A 20,811-nucleotide genomic window follows, 5' to 3' on the forward strand; every position below is an offset into this window, starting at 1 on the left:
CGTTATGATCTCGATGCAAAAAGTCAGTAAAGTATATCCAAACGGTGTCGTAGCCATGGATGACCTCGATCTAGAGATTCGCGACGGCGAGTTCCTTTATGTGGTCGGGCCTTCCGGTGCCGGAAAGTCGACCTTCATGAAGATGATTTATCGTGAGGAGAAACCGACGGCCGGTCAATTGTTGATTGACGGACTAGATGTCGGAAAAATTAAAGACCGGCACGTACCGAAGCTGCGCCGCCAACTCGGCGTCATCTTCCAAGACTTCAAGTTGCTTCCGACACTCACTGTCTATGAGAACGTTGCGTTCGCATTAGAAGTCGTCGGGGCAGACGCGACGTCGATTCGTAAACAAGTCATGGATGTGTTGAACCTTGTCGGATTGAAAAACAAGGCACGCAACTATCCAGATGAACTCTCAGGTGGAGAGCAGCAACGTGTCTCAATCGCACGGGCGATTGTGAATAAACCAAAACTCATCATCGCCGATGAGCCGACGGGGAACTTGGACCCGGAAACGGCATGGGGCATTATGGAAGTGTTTGAAGAAATTCACCGCCGCGGGGCGACAATCGTCATGGCGACGCACAACCGTGACATCGTCGATAAGATTCGTCACCGCGTCATCGCGATTGAGAATGGGAAAGTAGTTCGCGATGAAGAGAAAGGAGCATATGGCTATGATGTTTAAGACTGGATTGCGCCATTTGCGTGAAGGGTTCAAAGGAACACTTCGTAATGGATGGATGTCGTTCGCGGCGATCAGTGCCGTGACAATCACCTTGTTGCTTGTCGGTGTCTTCGCACTCGTCATGTTCAACGTCAATGAGATCTCGGACAACGTCGAGAACGATGTCGAGATTCAAGTGTTCATCACCCGGACAGCGGATGAGAACTCGGTAGAGAAACTCGGACAGAACATTGAACAGGTGCCGGGCGTCTCGACGGTCACGTTCAGCTCGAAAGAGGATGAATTGCAGAAGTTCCAGACTCAACTCGGGGACGATGCGGCGGCATACGGAACGGTTGAGAAAGACAACCCGCTCCACGCCCGTTATATCGTCAAAGCGCAAGACCCGACAGAATTAGAGGAAGTGGCCAAGTCGGTCGGTTCACTCGAAAATGTAGATGATGTGAAGTACGGAAAAGACTACATCGACAAAATGTTTGCCTTCTTCAACGGGATTCGCATCGGTGGACTCGCGTTGATCGTCGGACTGACATTGATGGCGATGTTCTTGATCTCGAACACGATCAAGATGACCATCTTCTCACGTCGTCGCGAGATTGAAATCATGCGACTCGTCGGAGCGAAGAACAGCTTCATCCGCTGGCCGTTCTTTATCGAAGGACTGCTTCTCGGTATGCTTGGTGCTCTCGTCCCGATTCTCGTCATTTATTTCGGATATGACGTCGCATATAGTGCTTTACAACCATCGCTTGATCAATTGAATAGTGATATATTTAAGTTGATTGATCCATCGACGCTCACGGTACAAGTATCGCTCGTCTTACTTGCACTCGGTGCGTTCATCGGAATCTGGGGATCGACGACATCGCTCGGTCGCTTCTTGAAAATCTAACTTAAATAAGGAGGAGTTGGCGGATGAAACGTTCGCTTGCGCTAGGGTTGTGTGTATCGTTACTTGCCATGCCGGTCATGGCGACAGAGAAAGACACGTTAAAAGCTCGACAAGACCGACTGTCCAATGAATTGGAGGAGTCGAAAAAAGCGCAGGCCGAGACGGATGCCGAGCTCGAGGTCACCGAGGCAGAACGGGATGCCGTGCAGACGGAAATTCTCGTCGTCGATGACCGCTTGAATGATTTGAGTGAACAAATCGCGATTCAACAGCACGAGGTCGATACGGCCCGTGAAGAGCTTGAGGCGACCCGCCAACAACTTTCCGTTCAGGAAGAATACTTGGAAAGTCAGAAGGAACTGTTGAACGAACGCCTTCGCGTCTTACAAGTGCATGAAGATTCTTCTTATTTACAAGTCATTTTTGAGTCCCGTTCCTTCGGCGATTTCGTGACTCGGGTCATGACGGCCCGCACGATCGCTGAGCAGGACCGGGAGCTCATACATAATTATATGAGTGAGATGGAACGTCTCGAGTCGTTAGAGACGACACAGCGTACCCAGCTCTCCTTCATCAAACAAAAAGAGCGTGAGCTCGTCATTACGAAACAAGACCTTGACCGGACGGCCGAAAAGAAACGTGACTTGTTGGTCGAACTGAACGAACAAGTCGAGCAGCTCGAACTCGAAAAAATGACGCGCAGCGAAGAACAAGCCGTCATGGCCGAACAGAACCGGATCATCAGTGAACAGCTTGAGGCAATCGCGACAGCTGAACGAGAAGCCGCTGAAGCGGCAGAACGTGCGAAGCGAGAAGCCGAGGCACGCGCAGCTGAAGAACGGGCACGCGCTGAAAGAGAGGCGCGGGAAGCGGAGACGGAGGTCGCGGCACCTGAAGTGACGCCACCGCCAGCGCAGTCGGCTGAAACGCCGACGAACGTGTCCACCTCGACTGGATTCGTCCGTCCCGTTTCTGGTTACGTCTCGAGCCCGTTCGGTCCACGGAACAATCCGTTGACAGGTGTCCCTGAGATTCATAAGGGGATTGACCTCGTTAACGCCCCAGGGACACCAATCGTCGCGAGTGCGCCAGGCGTGGTCATCAAGGCGGCTCCGGCGACAGGATATGGGAACGTCGTCTTCGTCTCCCACGTCATGAACGGAGAAATTTGGACGACCGTCTACGCCCATCTGGATGCAATCACGGTCGGCGCCGGTCAACAAGTCGCAGCAGGGCAGACGGTCGGGACACTCGGCAATACCGGCTGGTCGACTGGACCGCATCTCCATTTTGAGTTGCATCGAGGAAAATGGGCACCGGGACAACCGAATGCGATTGACCCAGCCCCGTATATTGGATACTGACTAAAGCGGACGCGTCCCAAATATGTGGAACGCGTCCGCTTTTCCTCTCGTTTTTGCTATACTAATGAAAAGACTTACAAAGAGAAATGAGGGACCAACCCGTGAAAAATTCAACCGCAGGACTACTCGCTGGCACAACGTTCGTGGCTGGGGCCGGTGCAGGCCTTGCGACGATGGCGTTTACAGACACATCACTTCCGATTCAGACGAATGCGGAAGGCTGGGATAAAGTCGACCAAGTGCGTGATTTGATTGAGGAACATTCGTTACAAGACATCTCGGAAGAGGATTTATTGACAGGTGCGCTCGATGGTATGACGGCGGCACTCAATGACCCGTACTCGGATTTCTTGGATGCGGAAGAAACATCGCAATTTACAGACTCGATTGAATCGAGTTTTGAAGGAATCGGCGCGACTTTGGAGAAGAAAGGAGAAGACATCTTAATCGTCGCTCCGATCAAAGGCGCTCCAGCCGAGGAGGCGGGCCTTCGTCCTGGTGATATCATCACGGCGGTCGACGGGGAGTCGATTGAAGGGATGGACGTACAAGAAGCTGTCCAGCTCATCCGAGGGGAAAAAGGGACGACCGTCACGTTGACGATTCGCCGTGGCAGTCAGACGGCGGACTATGAGATCACGCGTGACACGATTCCAATCGAGACGGTGTTCTCAGAAGTGAAGGAGCAAGACGGCAAAAAAATCGGTTATCTGCAAGTGACGCAGTTCTCAGAACCGACGGCCGATGAGTTCCTTGAACAACTCGAGCAACTCGAGTCAGAAGATATCGACAGCTTGATCATCGACGTACGTGGGAACCCAGGAGGTCTCTTGCCAGCCGTCATCGAAATGTCGGAAGGGTTCGTGCCGACATCAAAACCGGTCGTTCAAATCGAAAATGCGGACGGGGACCGTGATGCACAGAACGGTCGCGCCCGCGAAGCGAAACCGTATGAGTTGTTCGTCTTGACGGATGAGGGCTCTGCCTCGGCATCTGAGATTTTGACGGGTGCGATGAAAGAAGGGGCAGGCGCGACAATCATCGGGACGAAAACGTTCGGAAAAGGTGTCGTCCAGACGGCGTTTGATTTAGAGGACGGCAGCAACTTGAAGTTGACGACGAGCAAATGGCTCACGCCGGACGGGAACTGGATCAATAAAAAAGGGATTGAGCCGGACATCGAAGTGAAACAACCGGACTTCTTCAATGTGACCCGTGTGTTGACAGAAGAAGAGTCACTGAAAGTCGGGGATTACGGCGATGCCGTCTCGAACTTGCATAAAATCTTGACAGGAATCGGTTATGAGCCAGGCGGTCAACCAGGGTACTATGGTGACACGATGGCAGACGCCGTGAAAGAATTCCAGACAGACAATGGTCTCGAGGCTTCTGGGACAGTCGATGAAGAGACAGCTTCGGCGCTCGAATCGAAATTGCTCGAGGCGATTCAAGATGAGGCGAACGATGCCCAATTGAACCGGGCGCTCGAAGAAGCCGCAAAATAACGTTGAATGAAAGAAAGGGTTGGACCGCGTGGAAGTTGTACGAATGAGTGTTACGGCTTTATTGACGTTGTTAGGTAGTCCGCTGTTTTGGGTGACACTCGTCGCCCTTACATACATATCGATGACACGAGTCAAACGAGAACGAGCCATGTTTCGTTCGAGACGACGCTCGCCGAAGTCGGAATGGAAGCATTTCATCTGGCCGAGTCTTCTTCTAGCGGTCCTCTCATCGGCCGCGACGATTCTACTTGAGACGACCATCACGTTTGAATGGGCCGTCTCGTTCACGGTGCTCTATACGCTCGTGGTGTTGACGATGCATCCGCGATTCTTCAATCCGGTGCTTCCGCTCCTTGTCTTGTTCGCGGTCGTCATGTTGCGAGATGTCGTCTCTTACGGGGCGCTCAGTGATTGGGTGAGAGAGCTCGCTCGGGTCGATTGGACGGTCTACGCGCTCACGTTCGGACTCGTCACACTCGCGGAAGCGATTCTCTTGCGCTGGAACGGACCCAAAGAGACGTCGCCGACGCTGATCTTATCGAAACGTGGTCAGTTCATCGGGGGGCATGTCGTCAAACGCATTTGGTTTTTCCCGCTCGTCGTCTTCTTGCCACCGACGTTCGGCCTCGACTGGCCCATGGTGCCGATCATTCTTCCGATTCCGATCGGGGTCAGTTTACTGTCGACCGGTGCGTTACCGGGGACGCTTCTCGCACGATTGAGCAACTATCGCGGGGTACTCGCCTTGATCGCTCTCGGTCTATTCGGTCTCTCGTATGTATGGGAGATCCCGTATGTCGACTATGCGCTGTTCGCCTTGTTCGTTCTTTATGAACTTGGGCTTCAGTGGATCAAACGAGAGAATCGCGGTACGACACCTGTCTTCATCAATGGAAATCGTGGGGCGGTCATCGTGGACACGCTTCCGAATTCACCAGGAGAGGCGATGCAGCTTATCCCAGGTGAATCCATCTATAAAGTGAATGGGACGATCATCACGGGAGGGCACAGTTTTTATGAGGCGCTCCAGCAACATAAACCGTACATCAAGCTCGAGGTGTTGAATCTGAACGGAGATATCCGTTTCGTTCAACGGGCGATGTATGAGACCGATCCACACGAACTCGGTATCTTGTTCGTCGGGGAGCCGACGAGCCCACGTGTCCGACTTCGTAAATTGTAAGAGTATCCATACGGGTACTCTTTTTTTGCATACAAAAAGGGCACCCGTGAGGATGCCCTTGCCACTTATACGTCAAGTTTTGATGGTTTGAATGCCATCGTTGCTTCGACAGCGTGTTGCCAACCTTTGTACAGTGCTTCGCGATGAGACTCGTCCATGTTTGGCTCGAACTTCTTGTCGAGTTTCCACTGGTCTTTGATTTCTGCTTGGTCTTTCCAGAAACCAACGGCGAGACCTGCCAAGTAGGCGGCACCGAGTGCAGTCGTTTCACTTACTTCAGGACGTTCGACCGGTACATCGAGGATGTCCGATTGGAACTGCATGAGGAAGTTGTTGCTGACGGCTCCACCATCGACGCGGAGTGTCTTCAAGTTGATGCCTGAATCGTTCTCCATCGATGTGAGGACGTCGCGTGTCTGATAAGCGAGTGACTCGATCGTCGCACGGACCAATTGTTCTTTCTCCGTTCCGCGTGTGAGACCGAAGATGGCACCACGCACGTCAGAGTTCCAATATGGTGCACCGAGACCAACGAAGGCAGGTACGACATAGACGCCCTCTGTCGATTCGATTCGCGTCGCATACTGTTCCGAGTCTTTCGCGGATTTCAACATCCGTAATCCGTCACGGAGCCACTGAATTGCCGAACCGGCGACGAAGATTGAACCTTCGAGCGCGTATTCGACTTTTCCGTTATAGCCCCACGCGATTGTCGTCAATAGACCGTGATCCGATTTGACGGCTTCTTCACCCGTGTTCATGAGCATGAAGCAACCCGTTCCGTACGTGTTCTTTCCTTCACCTTTTTCGAAGCACGTCTGACCGAACAAGGCAGCCTGTTGGTCACCTGCGGCTCCGGCAATCGGTACTTCAAATCCGAAGAAGTGATACGGGATCGTATTCGCATAGACTTCACTCGAAGGCTTGACTTCAGGAAGCATCGATTTCGGTACCGTCAAGATGTCGAGTAACTCGTCATCCCACTTCTGTTCGTAAATGTTATACATGAGTGTACGTGATGCGTTCGAATAATCTGTCACGTGGGCTTTACCACCTGAGAGTTTCCAGATGAGCCATGTGTCGATTGTTCCGAAGAGAAGTTCACCGTTCTCGGCTTTCTCACGAGCGCCTTCGACGTTATCCAAAATCCATTTGACTTTCGTACCTGAGAAGTAGGCGTCGATGAGAAGACCCGTTTTGTCACGAACCATGTCCGAGTGACCTGCCGCTTTTAGCTCTTCACAGATGTCAGCAGTTTGACGTGATTGCCAAACAACCGCGTTATAAACAGGACGTCCTGTTTCTTTCTCCCAAACGACCGCAGTCTCACGTTGGTTCGTGATCCCGATTCCTGCGATTTCATTCGGGTCGATATCCGCCGAACCGAACGCTTCCGCCATAACGGCGAGGACAGAACCCCAGATCTCATTGGCGTTATGCTCAACCCAGCCTGGTTTTGGGAAGTATTGTTTGAATTCGCGCTGTGCGACTGTGACGATTTTTCCATCATGATCAAAAATGATTGCCCGTGAACTTGTCGTTCCTTGGTCCAATGCTAAAATATAACGTTTTTCTTTCGCCATATGTGATTTCCTCCTTCAAAATTATGTGTTAAGGGACGAGAATGCCGTAAACGAGTGCGGCGATGACAGCACCGATAATCGGACCGACAACTGGAATCCATGAATAGCCCCAGTCTGAAGATCCTTTTCCTTTAATCGGAAGAATGGCGTGCGCGATACGTGGCCCAAGGTCACGTGCCGGGTTGATCGCATATCCCGTCGTACCACCGAGCGAGAGACCGATTGAGACGATCAAGAAACCAACGATGAGCGGATTGAGTCCATCTGCGAATGTGTTTGCCCCGAATGACAACAACGCGAACAAGAGGACGAATGTTCCGATAATCTCACCAATCAAGTTGTACGGTGTGCTTCGGATACCTGGTGCAGTAGAGAATGTTGCGAGTTTCAAGCCTGGATCGTCCGTCGCATCGTAATGCGGCTTGTAGTGGACATATACCAAACATGCCCCGATGAACGCCCCGATAAACTGAGCAAGGATGTAGAGTGGGACATCGGCCCATGGGAATTCGCCTGCTGTCGCGAGACCAATCGTGACGGCAGGGTTGATGTGTGCGCCTCCGTAAATACCGGCTGCGTAGACCCCGACCATAACGGCAAGACCCCAACCCATGGTGATAACAATCCAGCCAGAGTTTTCCGCTTTGGAATGGCGGAGGACGACGCCGGCGACGACACCGTTACCGAGCAGAATCAATAGCATCGTACCGATAATTTCACTTACAAATGCTGACATGTGATACTCCCCTTTCTCCCTTATGCAATTTGACTTACCACTTCATTATATGCCCAAAATGTAAGCGTTTTAAAACAGTGTTTTTCAAAAATCCTACTTTTTGCCTACAAATGTTCACATTTACACCTGTAAACTTCACATAAAGAGTCATATAGAGAGCGGCACGTAAATGATTTTGACATCCTTTTTTAAAAATCACGGGAATTTCAATCGAATAGGAACAAGGTCCAGGATCCGACTTTCCGTGTTCTATGCTACAAAAATGATTGTGAAGCGTTTCTCGAAGGTTAAACGCAACAAGATTTGATGTTTCTTTTGAGACAGTAAAGGAAAAAGAAATGATGATATATAAGAGAAAAGGCTTAAATGTGTATGTAAGCTAATAAGCGAATATTTGTTCGTGTCTATGGTATAATCAAGACACTATGAAATGAGAAGGTGAGGAGTATCTTATGGAATCGATTCCGTTTGCATTACAATCTGAATTTCAACCAGGAGGTGACCAGCCTGAAGCGATTCGACAACTTGTCGAAGGCGTCAATCGGGGTGACCGTTATCAGACACTCCTCGGGGCGACCGGAACAGGGAAGACGTTCACCGTCTCGAACGTCATCCAAGAAGTGAAGAAGCCGACACTCGTCCTCGCTCACAACAAGACGCTCGCCGGTCAATTGTATTCCGAGTTCAAAGAGTTCTTCCCGAACAATGCGGTCGAGTACTTCGTCAGCTATTACGACTACTATCAACCGGAAGCGTACGTGCCTTCGACCGATACGTTTATCGAGAAGGATGCGTCCATCAACGATGAAATCGATAAGCTGCGTCACTCGGCGACGTCGGCTCTCTTCGAGCGGGATGATGTCATCATCGTCGCATCCGTTTCTTGTATATATGGTCTCGGTAACCCGGAAGAATATCGTAGTCTCGTATTGAGTCTCCGCGTCGGTAAAGAGATGGGTCGTGATGAGATGCTTCGTAAGCTCATCGATATTCAATATGAACGAAACGATATCGATTTTCAGCGTGGACGTTTCCGTGTCCGTGGGGACGTCGTCGAGATCTTCCCGGCGTCACGTGACGAACACTGCATGCGCATCGAATTTTTCGGGGACGAGATTGACCGGATCCGTGAGATGGACCCGTTGACGGGTGAGATTATCGCGGACCGTGATCATGTCGCCATCTTCCCGGCATCCCACTTCGTCACGCGTGACGAGAAACTGCAAAAAGCAATCGTCAATATCGAAGCGGAACTCGAGGAGCAGCTCGAGAAGTTCCGTGAAGAAGGGAAGCTACTCGAAGCACAACGTCTCGAACAGCGAACGCATTACGATTTGGAGATGATGCGTGAAATGGGGTATTGTTCAGGCATCGAGAACTATTCGAGACACTTGAACTTGATGCCGGAGGGCTCGACCCCGTATACATTGATCGACTACTTCCCGGAAGACTTCCTCCTCGTCGCCGATGAGTCACACGTGACGCTCCCGCAAGTGCGCGGGATGTATAACGGGGACCAGGCGCGGAAACAAGTGCTCGTCGACCACGGGTTCCGTCTTCCTTCTGCGAAGGACAACCGTCCCCTCAAATTCGATGAATTCGAGAAGAAATTGTCACAAGCGATCTTCATCTCGGCGACACCAGGTCCGTACGAGCTCGAACATACACCGAACATGATCGAGCAGATCATTCGTCCGACAGGGCTACTCGACCCGACGATCGAGATTCATCCGATCAAAGGACAAATCGACTACTTGATGGACCAGATTCGCGAACGCATCAAGCGAGACGAGCGTGTCCTCGTGACGACGCTCACGAAGAAGATGGCAGAAGACTTGTCCGACTACTTGCGTGAAGCGGGAATCAAGGTCAACTATATGCACTCCGAGATCAAGACGCTCGAACGGATTGAAATCATCCGTGACCTTCGTCTCGGGAAGTATGACGTGCTCGTCGGAATCAACTTGTTACGAGAAGGGCTCGATATTCCGGAAGTCAGTCTCGTGACGATTCTCGATGCCGATAAGGAAGGGTTCCTTCGTTCCGACCGTTCGCTCATCCAGACGATTGGGCGGGCGGCCCGTAATGCGAACGGACACGTCATCCTGTTCGCGGATAAGATGACCGACTCGATGGCACGAGCCATCGAAGAGACGGATCGTCGTCGGACGATCCAACAAGCATATAATGAAGAACATGGCATCACGCCACAGACGATTCGTAAAGACGTCCGTGGTGTCATCCGGGCGACGGTCGAGGCCGAAGAAGAGGCACTCGAATCGCTCAGTACGATGAAGCCGGCCGAACGCGAGGCGGCGATTGCCAAACTAGAAGAAGAAATGAAGCAAGCGGCGCGCGATCTCCAGTTCGAACGTGCGGCCGAATTGCGTGACTTAATCTTGGAGTTGAAGGTAGGGAATTAAATGGCTGAAAAGAAAAATGCGATTGTCATCAAAGGGGCACGCGTCAACAACTTGAAAAATATCGACATCGATATCCCACGTGACCAGCTCGTCGTCTTGACGGGCTTGTCCGGCTCCGGGAAGTCGTCGCTCGCGTTCGACACGATTTATGCGGAAGGACAGCGACGCTACGTCGAGAGTTTGTCTGCGTACGCTCGTCAGTTCCTCGGACAGATGGATAAGCCGGATGTCGATACGATTGAAGGCTTAAGTCCGGCCATCTCGATCGACCAGAAGACGACGAGCCGAAACCCGCGCTCGACCGTCGGAACGGTGACCGAGATTTACGACTATCTCCGACTCTTGTTCGCACGAATCGGAAAACCGGTCTGTCCGAACCACGGAATTGAGATTTCGAGTCAGACGATTTCGCAGATGGTCGACCAGGTGATGGAATTGCGGGAACGGACGCGACTTCAGATTTTGGCACCAATTGTGTCAGGTCGTAAAGGAACGCACGTCAAAGTATTCGACTCGTTGAAAAAAGAAGGATTCGTCCGTGTACGAGTGAACGGAGAGACGATCGAATTGACGGATGAAATCGAGCTCGACAAAAACAAGAAGCACTCGATCGAAGTCGTCGTCGACCGTCTCGTCGTCCGACCTGACGTCGAAGGGCGCCTTGCCGACTCTCTTGAAACGGCATTACGCCTCGCCGACGGACGTGTCATCATCGACAAGATGGACGGGACCGAGCTTCTCTTCAGCGAACACCACGCTTGCCCGATTTGTGGATTCTCAATCGGAGAACTCGAACCACGTATGTTCTCCTTCAACTCACCGTTCGGGGCTTGCCCGACGTGTGATGGTCTTGGGACGAAACTAGACGTCGACCCAGAACTCGTCATCCCTGATCCATCGAAGACATTAAAAGAAGGGGCGGTCGCTGCATGGCAGCCGACGAGCTCTCAGTACTATCCGCAACTGTTGGCGGCGATGTGCCAGCACTTCAACATCGACATGGACGTACCGTTCGAGCGTCTGTCGAAGCGTGACCAAGACCTCGTCTTGAACGGATCTTCGGAAGAGTCGTTCCTCTTCCGTTACGAGAACGACTTCGGTCAGGTCCGGACGAACACAATTTTCTTTGAAGGGGTGCTCCGTAACATCGAGCGCCGCTACCGGGAGACGACGTCCGACTATATCCGTGAACAGATGGAGATGTATATGGCGACGCACGCCTGCCCGACATGTCACGGCTATCGTTTGAAAGAAGAGTCACTCGCCGTCAAGATCACGGGCCAGCACGTCGGAGAAGTGACGGAGAAGTCGGTCGTGAACGCACTTGCGTTCTTTGAAGGACTGAATGAACAGCTCAGTGAAAAGGATATCGCCATCGCCAGACTCATCTTGCAGGAAATCCGTGAGCGACTCAGCTTCTTGAATAACGTCGGTCTCGACTATTTGACGTTGTCTCGTGCCGCGGGAACCCTCTCAGGTGGGGAAGCCCAGCGGATTCGACTTGCGACGCAAATCGGTTCACGTCTCACAGGTGTCTTGTACGTCCTCGATGAACCGTCGATCGGTCTTCACCAACGAGACAACGATCGTTTGATTGCCACGCTCAAACAGATGCGAGACATCGGCAACACGCTCATCGTCGTCGAGCATGATGAAGATACGATGATGGAAGCCGACTATTTAATCGATATCGGACCGGGTGCCGGGGAGCACGGTGGACAAGTCATCGCTGCCGGGACGCCGAAGCAACTGATGAAAAACAAGAACTCGCTCACGGGTCAATACCTTGCCGGGAAGAAGTTCATCCCGCTCCCGGCTGAACGGAAGATGCCGGACGAACGGTTCTTGAAGATTCTCAAGGCAGAAGAAAACAACTTGAAAGATGTCGACGTCTCGATTCCGCTCGGGATGTTCGTCGCCGTGACGGGTGTATCCGGTTCTGGGAAGTCGACACTCATCAACGAGATTCTTTATAAATCGCTCGCACACAATATGAACCGTGCCAAAGCGAAGCCAGGGAAACATAAGAAGATTGAAGGTCTCGAGCATATCGATAAAGTCATCGATATCGACCAATCTCCAATCGGACGTACACCACGTTCGAACCCGGCGACGTATACGGGCGTCTTCGACGACATTCGTGACGTCTTCGCCTCGACGAACGAAGCGAAGATGCGCGGCTATAAGAAAGGCCGTTTCAGTTTCAACGTGAAAGGCGGACGCTGTGAAGCGTGCCGTGGGGACGGGATCATCAAGATTGAGATGCATTTCTTACCGGACGTGTACGTTCCGTGTGAGGTCTGTCACGGGAAACGCTATAACCGTGAGACGCTCGAAGTGAAATATAAAGGGAAGACGATTGCCGATGTCCTCGATATGACAATTGAGGAAGGGCTCGAATTCTTTGACAAAATTCCGAAAATCAAGCGGAAGATTCAGACCATCTATGACGTCGGCCTCGGCTATATGAAACTCGGTCAGCCGGCGACGGAACTTTCCGGCGGGGAAGCCCAGCGTGTCAAACTCGCCTCAGAGCTCCATAAACGTTCGACCGGGAAGACGATTTATATTTTGGACGAACCGACGACAGGTCTTCATGTCGATGACATCGCACGCTTGTTGAAAGTGTTGCAGCGCCTTGTCGAGAACGGGGACACGGTGCTCGTCATCGAACATAACCTCGACGTCATCAAGTCAGCCGATTATTTGATTGACCTCGGACCAGAAGGCGGGGACGGCGGCGGACTCATCGTCGCGACGGGGACTCCAGAAGAAGTCGCCGAAGTGTCAGGCTCGTATACCGGTAAGTATTTGAAGCCGGTACTCGAACGAGATGCGGCTCGCGTGAAACCAAAAGCAGGAAAAAAGAAATAAGTATAGAAATGGTGAGAAACGGGAAGGTAATTGACGTGCAACCAAATTGAAGGGGGAAAACGAACGTGAAACAAGAAATGCGTGAACTGATTCTCCAGCAAGTGAAGGAAGGCAAGTTGACAATCGAGGAGGCGATGACGCAACTCGAGCGTCTTGAACGCCTCGAACCAGAACAAGTCCAGGCGTTAGAAGAGCGACAAGACACGGAGAAGGTCGATGCCTATTCGGTCGAATCGCTCACGACGAAACTGACGTCTGCGGTAGAAGGACTCGTCACGAAGCTTCGTGACAGCGACTTCTCCTTCAGCTCGAACTTCGGGCCAGAAGTGACGTATTCGAAATCATTCCCATTCACGGGTAGCGACATCTCACTCGATCTCTTCAACGCATCGGCGACCATCGTCTCGTCAGATGCAGAAGATTGTGAGCTCATCGTGACCGGTCGTCCGCTTCGCCAACAAGACGCGGACAAAGCGCTCGAACAGTTGCAATCGGCGGTCAAGCATTCCGTCATCGGGGACCGTCTCGTCGTCTCCTTGCGCGACAAGCTCGTCCGGGCCCACGTGGAACTGTACGTCCCGCACCACCATTTCAACCATCTTCATATTCAGACGTTGAACGGGGAAGTCCGTGCCGATGGTTTGGACGTCGAGAACGTCCGCGTGCAAACGGCGAACGGTCGCGTTGTCCTACATGAAGTACACGCGTCTGAACTCCTTCTCAATACCGGAAACGGGACAGTCGAGGTAGAAGGTGTTGAGGCGGAGCTCGTGCACGTCCGTACCGGAAACGGGGCCGTCATCGTCGGAGGGAAGTACGATAAAGCATCCCTCAAGACAGGGAACGGCAACATCCGCGCGGAACTCGCGACAGCACGTCCGGCCAAGTTCGAACTCGCCTCGCTCGCCGGAAACATTCGACTCGTGTTGCCACACGGCGTCGAGGTGGAAGGAGAACTCGAGACGAACTTCGGGGGACTCCACTGCTTACTCGACGAACTCGAAATCATTCGTGACCGAAAAGACGTTGCGCAGCGTCGTCTCGAATTCTTGTCCGGTCGGGGTCAAACACCTCGCATCGAAGTCGAAGCGGGTACACGTACCGGTACAATCGATTTGGAACACGGATCGGTGTATACACCGTCGACTTTCCTTGAGGAAGAACAGACGGAGCCGTCGGATCCGGTCGATCCCGTCGACCCAGCCGATTTGAATAATCCGTTCCATCAACAATAAGCAAATCCCGAAGGCGCCGCCTTCGGGATTTTTTTGATTATAAATTCATTTCATACTCCATCTGTTGCCAATCCATCATCTGTGTATCAAACATCGTGAATGCACTAATGGCAAAGACGATAAAGAGGACGGGACCGGCAATGAGCAAGATGATGCCGAGAAGTCGCATCGATTTCGAACGATTCCAGTAGAAGATGATCCCGACAATCATCGAGATGAGCGCACCGGATAAGAAGAATCCGATGATATTCAAAATGAACAAGAGCAAGACCGTCTCGTTTTTCGTCGCCGCATACTCTTTCCACATATCAATCAATGACTTGATCAAATACACGAGCGTACCGATTCCGATGATAAACGCAAATATAAAAATCAACCAAATCCAAGTATCCATCATTTCACCTCCTCTATTTGCCTATACCCTTCCTACGAACGCCATGTACGAAAGTTTCAACAATTTTTTGACACGTTCTTTATCACTTCCCTAACGCTTCCGAGAAAGAGCTATGATACAATAATGAGCGTGAAAGGGGCAGATACTGATGCAAAATATCGTACGTACAGCTCAAGTCGTTGAGCGTTTTAAACTTCAAGTCATTGCTGGAGAAGAGGGCCTTCATCGTCCGGTCGCCACACCTGACCTTAGTCGACCAGGACTCGTCCTCGCCGGTTATTACACGCACTATGCGAAAAATCGTCTTCAAGTGCTCGGGAAGACAGAGTTGACTTTCTATGCGAGCTTATCGGAAGAAAAGCGTCGCGAGCGTGCCCGTATTTTATGTACGGAATCGACACCTGGGATTTTAATCACACGTGGATTTGATATTCCGACAGAAATCGAAGAAGAAGCGGAAGCGGCAAACGTCCCACTCATGCGGACGAATGCGGTGACGACGTCAATCGAGTCGCAAATCACGAACTTCCTCGAGATGGAACTTGCACCGATGACAGCGATGCACGGCGTCCTTGTCGACATTTACGGCGTCGGCGTCCTTATCAAAGGACAGAGCGGTGTCGGGAAATCGGAGACCGCGCTTGAACTCGTCAAACGGGGGCACCGTCTCGTCGCCGATGACTCGGTCGAGATTCGTCAAACGGGCGACCAGCTCCTCGTCGGTTCAGCACCGAAGCTGATTCGCCACTTGCTTGAGATTCGTGGAATTGGCATCATCGATGTCATGACCTTGTTCGGCGCAGGTGCGGTCCGGTCACATAAGAAGATCAGTCTCATCGTCAACTTAGAGAACTGGGACGCTGGAAAAGTGTACGACCGCGTCGGGCTCGATCACAACACGATGAAAATCATCGACAGTGAAGTCCCGCTCCTCACGATACCTGTCCGTCCAGGTCGAAACTTGGCGGTCATCATCGAGGTCGCAGCGATGAACTATCGTCTGCAAAACATGGGCATCAATACGGCTGAAGAGTTTGCGGAACGTCTCGCGAACGCAATTCAGGACACTGAAGGAGACTTATGATCATGGTAGAACCGACATTTGATCGTGTAGCGTTTGAAATCGGGTCTCTGCCGATTTATTGGTATGGTATGATCATCGCCTTCGGGGCAATGCTCGGACTCGTTCTTGCCCTTTACGAAGCGAAGCGCATCAACTATGATTCGGAACGACTCGTTGACGTCGTCATCTGGTCGATTCCAATTAGTATCATCTTCGCGCGTATTTACTACGTGACGTTCCAATGGGATTACTACTCAGAGAATCTCGGACAGATCATCGATATCCGTCAAGGCGGGATTGCCATTCACGGTGCCATCTTCGGAGCACTCCTTGTCGTCATCGTCTATTGTATGCGAAAATCGATGTCGTTCTGGAAAGTGACGGACATCCTGGCACCATCACTTCTCCTCGGACAAGCCATCGGGCGCTGGGGGAACTTCATGAACCAAGAGGCCCATGGTGGCGAAACGACGCGTAGCTTCTTACAAGACACGCTCATGCTACCGGATTGGATCGTCAATCAGATGTATATCGACGGGGCATACTATATCCCGACGTTCCTCTATGAAAGTGTATGGAACATCATCGGGGTCATCCTCCTCGTCGCATGGCGCATGATTGGAAACCCACGTCGCGGATACATCTTCTTGTCGTATCTCGTCTGGTATTCAATCGGTCGCTTCTATATCGAAGGACTGCGGACGGATAGTCTCATGTCAGGCGATTTGCGTGCGGCCCAAATGGTGTCGATCGTCTTGATCCTCTTCGGTATCGTCATGATGGTCCTTCGCCGCAACGCGAAACGATACAATGACCCATCAGAGAAAGGATTGTTTGATTAATGGATACGCTCTTATTTGACTTAGACGGTACGTTACTCGATACGAACCCGCTTATCATCGCCAGCTTCCGTCATACGTTCGACTATTATTTCCCGGAACATACGTATCGGGATGAGGACATCTATCGCTTCATCGGACCGACGCTCGAGAAGTCGTTCCGTGAATTGAACGAAGCAGAATGGAAAGAGATGCAGGCGTTCTATCGGAGTTTCAACATCGCCATGCACGACCAACTTGTCGCTGAGTACCCGGGTGTCATCGAAGGCTTATATCGCCTTCATGCGAAAGGGTACAAGATGGGCGTCGTTACATCGAAAGGGCGTCCGGTCGTCGAACGGGGCCTTCGGTTGTTCAAAATCGACCACTTGTTTGATGTCGTCGTGACAGCTGACGATGTCGAGAATGAAAAGCCGCACGCCGAACCGGTCGAACGTGCTCTTCAAGCGCTCGGCTCGTCACCGGAGCGAGCGATCATGGTCGGTGACAACGATACGGACATCTTCAGTGGGAAGAACGCTGGGACGAAGACGGTCGCTGTCGGGTGGGCTTTAAAAGGTCGCCCATTCCTCGAGTCACTCGAGCCGGACGTCATCATCGACTCAATGGAACATTTAGAGGCATGGCTCGACGAGGTCAGCGTCCATGCGTAAGACGAAACGGTTTCGTATCGACGGGCCGAACCCGCTTTGGCAGATGTATCGGACGATTCGCTTCCTACGTGTCTTCAAAAACACAGCGGTCGTGCTCGTCGGGCGTTACTTCCCTTCGGTGAAGGCGAAGCGGTGGTTGTACCGGACGTTTCTCGGGATGAACATCGGAGAGTATAGCGCTCTCGCCCTCATGGTCACGCCGGACGTCATGTTCCCGGAACGAATCACCATCGGTCGGAACACGGTCATCGGATTCAACTCGACGATCCTCTGTCATGAGTATCTCGTCGATGAGTATCGAATCGGAGATGTCATCATCGGAAATGAAGTCTTGATTGGCGCGAACGTGACCATCTTACCGGGCGTGACGATCGGCGACGGTGCTGTCGTCGGTGCAGGTGCGGTCGTACATCGCGACGTCTTGCCGGGAGAGCGGGTCGTCGGTTCGAAACTCCAGTCGCTGACACATATTTGACACAATTTTTCGCAAAATGTTTTTATGCCTCTTTTGTATAGAGACATGAAAGAATACTTGAGCGGTATCACTTTTTTTAAAAGGGATGCCGCTTTTTAATGGGAAAATGAACCGAAATGAAGGAATCATATTTTCGCTCAAAAACAATTTTTGAACCTAGTAAAAAATATTCATTATAGAGGGAATATAGTCGCAATTTTTTTTGACTTTTTCAGTTGCCCTCGTTGTTCGAGTGCGGTATTCTTATCCCTGCAACTAAAAAAAGATTTAGAGATGATGTGGAGGATTTAGAATATGGAAGCGAACTATGAAGCAGTAATGACGCTACCCGAACCAGAATCTCCGCTCGCTGCGGAGCTCCACTACTATAGAGGTCGTCGTGCGTTACGGGAAGGTCGCCTAGATGAAGCGACTTTTTTCATGGCTGAAGCGACAGCGGCAGCCACGCATCGCGTCGACTATCATAAACAGTACGCAGAACTGTTATTTGAAGTAGGGGAGGTCTACCACGCCAATGACGTGTGGAAACGAGTATTAGAGCTCGACGAGACCGCGACAGAGGCGCTCTATCATTTAGCGAGCAACTGTGCCTATGTCTCTCAATATGAAGAAGCGGCGAACTATGCTTCTGAATATCTCGCCCGTGACACGAAAGGTCACTACGCGGAAGCCGTGCAATCCCTTCTCGAACTAATCGAACTCGAACAAGAGCTCGAGGACGAGGAAGAAGACGAATTGATCACATGGCATTCAGAAGCGCAGCGTCAAATCGACAAAGGACGGCTATTTGCGGCAAAGGCGACGCTCGAGCGTTTAATCGGGCAGTATCCATCGTTTTGGCCGGCCTATAATAATCTATCCGTCGTCAGTTTTTATCTCGGCGACGACCAAGCGGCGTTTCGGACGCTCGAGTACGTGCTCGACCAAAACCCTGGCAACTTGCATGCGATCTTGAACACGATTCTCTTGCTGCATGAAGCAGGACAATCCGAAGCGGCGATGCAATTATCGACGCCACTCACACGTGTTCGTCCACTCCAGTTTGATTTACGTTACAAATTGGCGACGACACTCGCGCTCGTCGGTCATTATGACCGTGCGTATGAAGAGTTACGTCTATTGAAAGAACGCGGGTTTCGCGGTGACGCATTGTTCGGGCATTGGCTCAGCGTGTCTGCCTATAAGACAGGACGATTAGAAGAGGCAGCCACCTACTTGAACAAAGATGAGATGAAACGGTTCGAAGAGAAACAGAGTTTCGATATTCGAGAAAACCTCGAGTTTCGTTCGGCGCTCGTCCAAGGACTTCGTCAAGAGACGGACTTGGCCCGGGTCGAGATCATTCGAATCATTTCTAACTTGAAAGACGATGAGGCGTTTGAAGCCCTCGCGCTGACGAATGCCGTGACGGAGAACGAGACGGTCCGTGCGTTTGCGGAAATGTGTCGTGCCGACCTCTGTCAGCAATCGTTCCAAGGAGACGCTCGTGTCAAACGCGCGTTTGATGCCCTTGTCCTTGCCGAATCACATGTTTCGGAAGCGGAACGGATGAGCCTAGAAGGTGATTTTTATGAACGATTTGCTACGCTTCTGTTATCGGACGAAGCATTCATGGACGTAACGACATCGGCCGCTGCGCTCGTCTGGATGTTTTATACGAAACGAGACGCCTTGATTCTCGAGGACTGTGCGAACGCCTTCCATCTCCCGGTCGACACGTTGACGGAGACAGTTCGTTCGTTCAAACGGACACTCGAACAAGCATAAAGATAGACGATACCCATACAGGTTTCTTATACTAAAGGCAATCAATATTTTGCAGAGGTGGAATCAACATGACAGAAGAAAAAATTTATGACGTCATTATCATCGGTGCCGGCCCTGCCGGAATGACCGCTGCGCTATATGCTTCACGTGCGAACCTTTCAACACTTATGATCGAACGCGGAATTCCTGGTGGTCAGATGGCCAACACGGAAGACATCGAGAACTACCCAGGATACGACAGCATTCTCGGTCCTGACTTGTCTCAAAAAATGTTCGACCATTCGAAAGCGTTCGGTGCGGAGTATGCGTATGGGGACGTACAAAGCATCTCGGATGAAACAGAATACAAAATCGTGCATGCGCACAACCGCGACTATAAAGCGCGTGCCATCATCCTCGCCTCTGGTGCTCAGTATAAGAAAATCGGTGTACCGGGTGAAGAAGAACTCGGCGGCCGTGGCGTATCGTACTGTGCGGTATGTGACGGAGCATTCTTCAAAGGCAAAGATCTCTTCGTCATCGGTGGTGGCGACTCAGCCGTTGAAGAAGGTGTCTTCTTGACACGTTTCGCGAACAAGGTGACGATCGTTCACCGTCGCGATGAGCTCCGCGCTCAAAAGATTCTTCAAAAACGTGCGTTCGACAATGAGAAAATCGATTTCATTTGGAACCACACATTGAAAGAAATCACAGAGAAAGACGGTAAAGTCGGTGGCGCTCGTCTCGTCAGCACAGTTGACGGTACAGAGACAGACCATGAAATCGACGGCGTCTTCATCTATATCGGCATGAACCCGATCACTGGATTCGTCCAAGACCTCGGGATCACGAACGAGCAAGGCTACATCGTCACGAACGAGGCGATGGAAACGAAGATTCCAGGAATCTTTGCTGCCGGTGACGTTCGTGACAAAACGCTCCGCCAAGTCGTCACGGCGACGAACGACGGATCGATTGCCGCTCAGAACGCTCAGCACTTCATCGAGGGGCTCCTCGAATCGTTGCAAGAACAAAACGCATGATTCAAGAAGGTAGGACTGCGGGGAACCGCGGTCCTTCTCTTTTTTTCGGACGTTCGTTATACTAGATGGAGAGAGCTACACACACGGCTCGGTTGTCAATTTTAAGGGGGCG

The 20,811-nt window shown here is 51.5% G+C and carries 17 protein-coding genes; 14 read left to right on the plus strand and 3 right to left on the minus strand.

Annotated elements, in window-relative coordinates; all coding sequences use genetic code 11:
- Positions 1-4 precede the first annotated feature (4 nt).
- The 5 genes from ftsE (at position 5) to PQI28_RS10685 (ending at position 5,635) form a co-directional block, all read left to right on the plus strand.
- Positions 5-691, plus strand: coding sequence for a cell division ATP-binding protein FtsE (ftsE, locus tag PQI28_RS10665; protein WP_074033670.1), 687 nt, complete (start codon positions 5-7; stop codon positions 689-691).
- Positions 681-1,583 (plus strand): permease-like cell division protein FtsX, encoded by a 903-nt coding sequence (gene ftsX, locus PQI28_RS10670; RefSeq protein WP_214760056.1) that lies wholly within the window; start codon positions 681-683, stop codon positions 1,581-1,583. The genes ftsE and ftsX overlap by 11 nt, the downstream gene beginning before the upstream one ends.
- A 23-nt stretch (positions 1,584-1,606) precedes the next feature.
- Positions 1,607-2,947, plus strand: coding sequence for a murein hydrolase activator EnvC family protein (locus PQI28_RS10675; protein WP_339963268.1), 1,341 nt, complete (start codon positions 1,607-1,609; stop codon positions 2,945-2,947).
- A 101-nt stretch (positions 2,948-3,048) separates the two neighbouring features.
- Positions 3,049-4,452 carry a S41 family peptidase gene (locus PQI28_RS10680; RefSeq protein ID WP_271305288.1) on the plus strand — a complete coding sequence of 468 codons (1,404 nt, stop codon included), beginning with the start codon at positions 3,049-3,051 and terminating at the stop codon, positions 4,450-4,452.
- A 43-nt stretch (positions 4,453-4,495) separates the two neighbouring features.
- Positions 4,496-5,635, plus strand: a complete 1,140-nt coding sequence (locus PQI28_RS10685; protein WP_214785857.1) for a PDZ domain-containing protein — start codon at positions 4,496-4,498, stop codon at positions 5,633-5,635.
- A gap of 65 nt (positions 5,636-5,700) precedes the next feature.
- On the opposite strand, the gene glpK is transcribed toward PQI28_RS10685, so the two are convergent.
- Both glpK and PQI28_RS10695 read right to left on the minus strand, forming a co-directional pair.
- Complete coding sequence (gene glpK, locus PQI28_RS10690) at positions 5,701-7,218, minus strand: glycerol kinase GlpK (RefSeq protein ID WP_214785855.1); 1,518 nt, start codon at positions 7,216-7,218, stop codon at positions 5,701-5,703.
- Positions 7,219-7,246: 28 nt separating this feature from the next.
- A complete protein-coding gene (locus tag PQI28_RS10695; protein ID WP_214746002.1) occupies positions 7,247-7,954 on the minus strand; it encodes an MIP/aquaporin family protein in 708 nt (235 codons plus the stop codon).
- A 452-nt stretch (positions 7,955-8,406) separates the two neighbouring features.
- Between PQI28_RS10695 and uvrB the strand changes: the two genes are divergently transcribed.
- From uvrB to PQI28_RS10710, 3 genes are all read left to right on the plus strand, one after another.
- Complete coding sequence (gene uvrB, locus PQI28_RS10700) at positions 8,407-10,377, plus strand: excinuclease ABC subunit UvrB (RefSeq protein WP_214746005.1); 1,971 nt, start codon at positions 8,407-8,409, stop codon at positions 10,375-10,377.
- Positions 10,378-13,251, plus strand: coding sequence for an excinuclease ABC subunit UvrA (uvrA, locus tag PQI28_RS10705; protein ID WP_339963269.1), 2,874 nt, complete (start codon positions 10,378-10,380; stop codon positions 13,249-13,251). It abuts the gene before it with no gap.
- A 65-nt stretch (positions 13,252-13,316) separates the two neighbouring features.
- Positions 13,317-14,486, plus strand: coding sequence for a DUF4097 family beta strand repeat-containing protein (locus tag PQI28_RS10710; RefSeq protein ID WP_339963270.1), 1,170 nt, complete (start codon positions 13,317-13,319; stop codon positions 14,484-14,486).
- Between the two features lie 37 nt (positions 14,487-14,523).
- Here PQI28_RS10710 and PQI28_RS10715 read toward each other — a convergent pair whose 3' ends face one another.
- Positions 14,524-14,880 (minus strand): hypothetical protein, encoded by a 357-nt coding sequence (locus PQI28_RS10715; RefSeq protein WP_214785849.1) that lies wholly within the window; start codon positions 14,878-14,880, stop codon positions 14,524-14,526.
- Positions 14,881-15,028: 148 nt separating this feature from the next.
- Here PQI28_RS10715 and hprK point away from each other — a divergent pair, with 148 nt between their 5' ends.
- From hprK to trxB, 6 genes are all read left to right on the plus strand, one after another.
- Complete coding sequence (gene hprK / locus PQI28_RS10720) at positions 15,029-15,964, plus strand: HPr(Ser) kinase/phosphatase (protein WP_214693573.1); 936 nt, start codon at positions 15,029-15,031, stop codon at positions 15,962-15,964.
- A gap of 2 nt (positions 15,965-15,966) precedes the next feature.
- The gene (gene lgt / locus PQI28_RS10725) at positions 15,967-16,785 is read left to right on the plus strand and encodes a prolipoprotein diacylglyceryl transferase (protein WP_274664765.1); all 819 of its coding nucleotides are present in this window, start codon (positions 15,967-15,969) and stop codon (positions 16,783-16,785) included.
- Complete coding sequence (gene ppaX, locus PQI28_RS10730; protein WP_224861732.1) at positions 16,785-17,435, plus strand: pyrophosphatase PpaX; 651 nt, start codon at positions 16,785-16,787, stop codon at positions 17,433-17,435. Before lgt ends, ppaX begins: the two co-directional genes overlap by 1 nt.
- The gene (locus tag PQI28_RS10735; protein ID WP_214693571.1) at positions 17,428-17,910 is read left to right on the plus strand and encodes an acyltransferase; all 483 of its coding nucleotides are present in this window, start codon (positions 17,428-17,430) and stop codon (positions 17,908-17,910) included. Before ppaX ends, PQI28_RS10735 begins: the two co-directional genes overlap by 8 nt.
- A gap of 294 nt (positions 17,911-18,204) precedes the next feature.
- Positions 18,205-19,677, plus strand: coding sequence for a tetratricopeptide repeat protein (locus tag PQI28_RS10740; protein ID WP_339963271.1), 1,473 nt, complete (start codon positions 18,205-18,207; stop codon positions 19,675-19,677).
- A 68-nt stretch (positions 19,678-19,745) separates the two neighbouring features.
- Positions 19,746-20,699, plus strand: a complete 954-nt coding sequence (trxB, locus tag PQI28_RS10745) for a thioredoxin-disulfide reductase (protein WP_074033640.1) — start codon at positions 19,746-19,748, stop codon at positions 20,697-20,699.
- Positions 20,700-20,811 lie beyond the last annotated feature (112 nt).

The sequence above is a fragment of the Exiguobacterium sp. USCH10 genome (genome assembly GCF_037619445.1).
Lineage (GTDB): Bacteria > Bacillota > Bacilli > Exiguobacteriales > Exiguobacteriaceae > Exiguobacterium > Exiguobacterium aestuarii_A.

Coding starts and splice junctions, on each gene's coding strand:
- ftsE (WP_074033670.1), top strand. CDS start 5: ATGATCTCGATGCAAAAAGTCAGTAAAGTATATCCAAACGGTGTCGTA.
- ftsX (WP_214760056.1), top strand. CDS start 681: ATGATGTTTAAGACTGGATTGCGCCATTTGCGTGAAGGGTTCAAAGGA.
- PQI28_RS10675 (WP_339963268.1), top strand. CDS start 1,607: ATGAAACGTTCGCTTGCGCTAGGGTTGTGTGTATCGTTACTTGCCATG.
- PQI28_RS10685 (WP_214785857.1), top strand. CDS start 4,496: ATGAGTGTTACGGCTTTATTGACGTTGTTAGGTAGTCCGCTGTTTTGG.
- glpK (WP_214785855.1), bottom strand. CDS start 7,218: ATGGCGAAAGAAAAACGTTATATTTTAGCATTGGACCAAGGAACGACA.
- PQI28_RS10695 (WP_214746002.1), bottom strand. CDS start 7,954: ATGTCAGCATTTGTAAGTGAAATTATCGGTACGATGCTATTGATTCTG.
- uvrB (WP_214746005.1), top strand. CDS start 8,407: ATGGAATCGATTCCGTTTGCATTACAATCTGAATTTCAACCAGGAGGT.
- uvrA (WP_339963269.1), top strand. CDS start 10,378: ATGGCTGAAAAGAAAAATGCGATTGTCATCAAAGGGGCACGCGTCAAC.
- PQI28_RS10715 (WP_214785849.1), bottom strand. CDS start 14,880: ATGGATACTTGGATTTGGTTGATTTTTATATTTGCGTTTATCATCGGA.
- hprK (WP_214693573.1), top strand. CDS start 15,029: ATGCAAAATATCGTACGTACAGCTCAAGTCGTTGAGCGTTTTAAACTT.
- lgt (WP_274664765.1), top strand. CDS start 15,967: ATGGTAGAACCGACATTTGATCGTGTAGCGTTTGAAATCGGGTCTCTG.
- ppaX (WP_224861732.1), top strand. CDS start 16,785: ATGGATACGCTCTTATTTGACTTAGACGGTACGTTACTCGATACGAAC.
- PQI28_RS10735 (WP_214693571.1), top strand. CDS start 17,428: ATGCGTAAGACGAAACGGTTTCGTATCGACGGGCCGAACCCGCTTTGG.
- PQI28_RS10740 (WP_339963271.1), top strand. CDS start 18,205: ATGGAAGCGAACTATGAAGCAGTAATGACGCTACCCGAACCAGAATCT.
- trxB (WP_074033640.1), top strand. CDS start 19,746: ATGACAGAAGAAAAAATTTATGACGTCATTATCATCGGTGCCGGCCCT.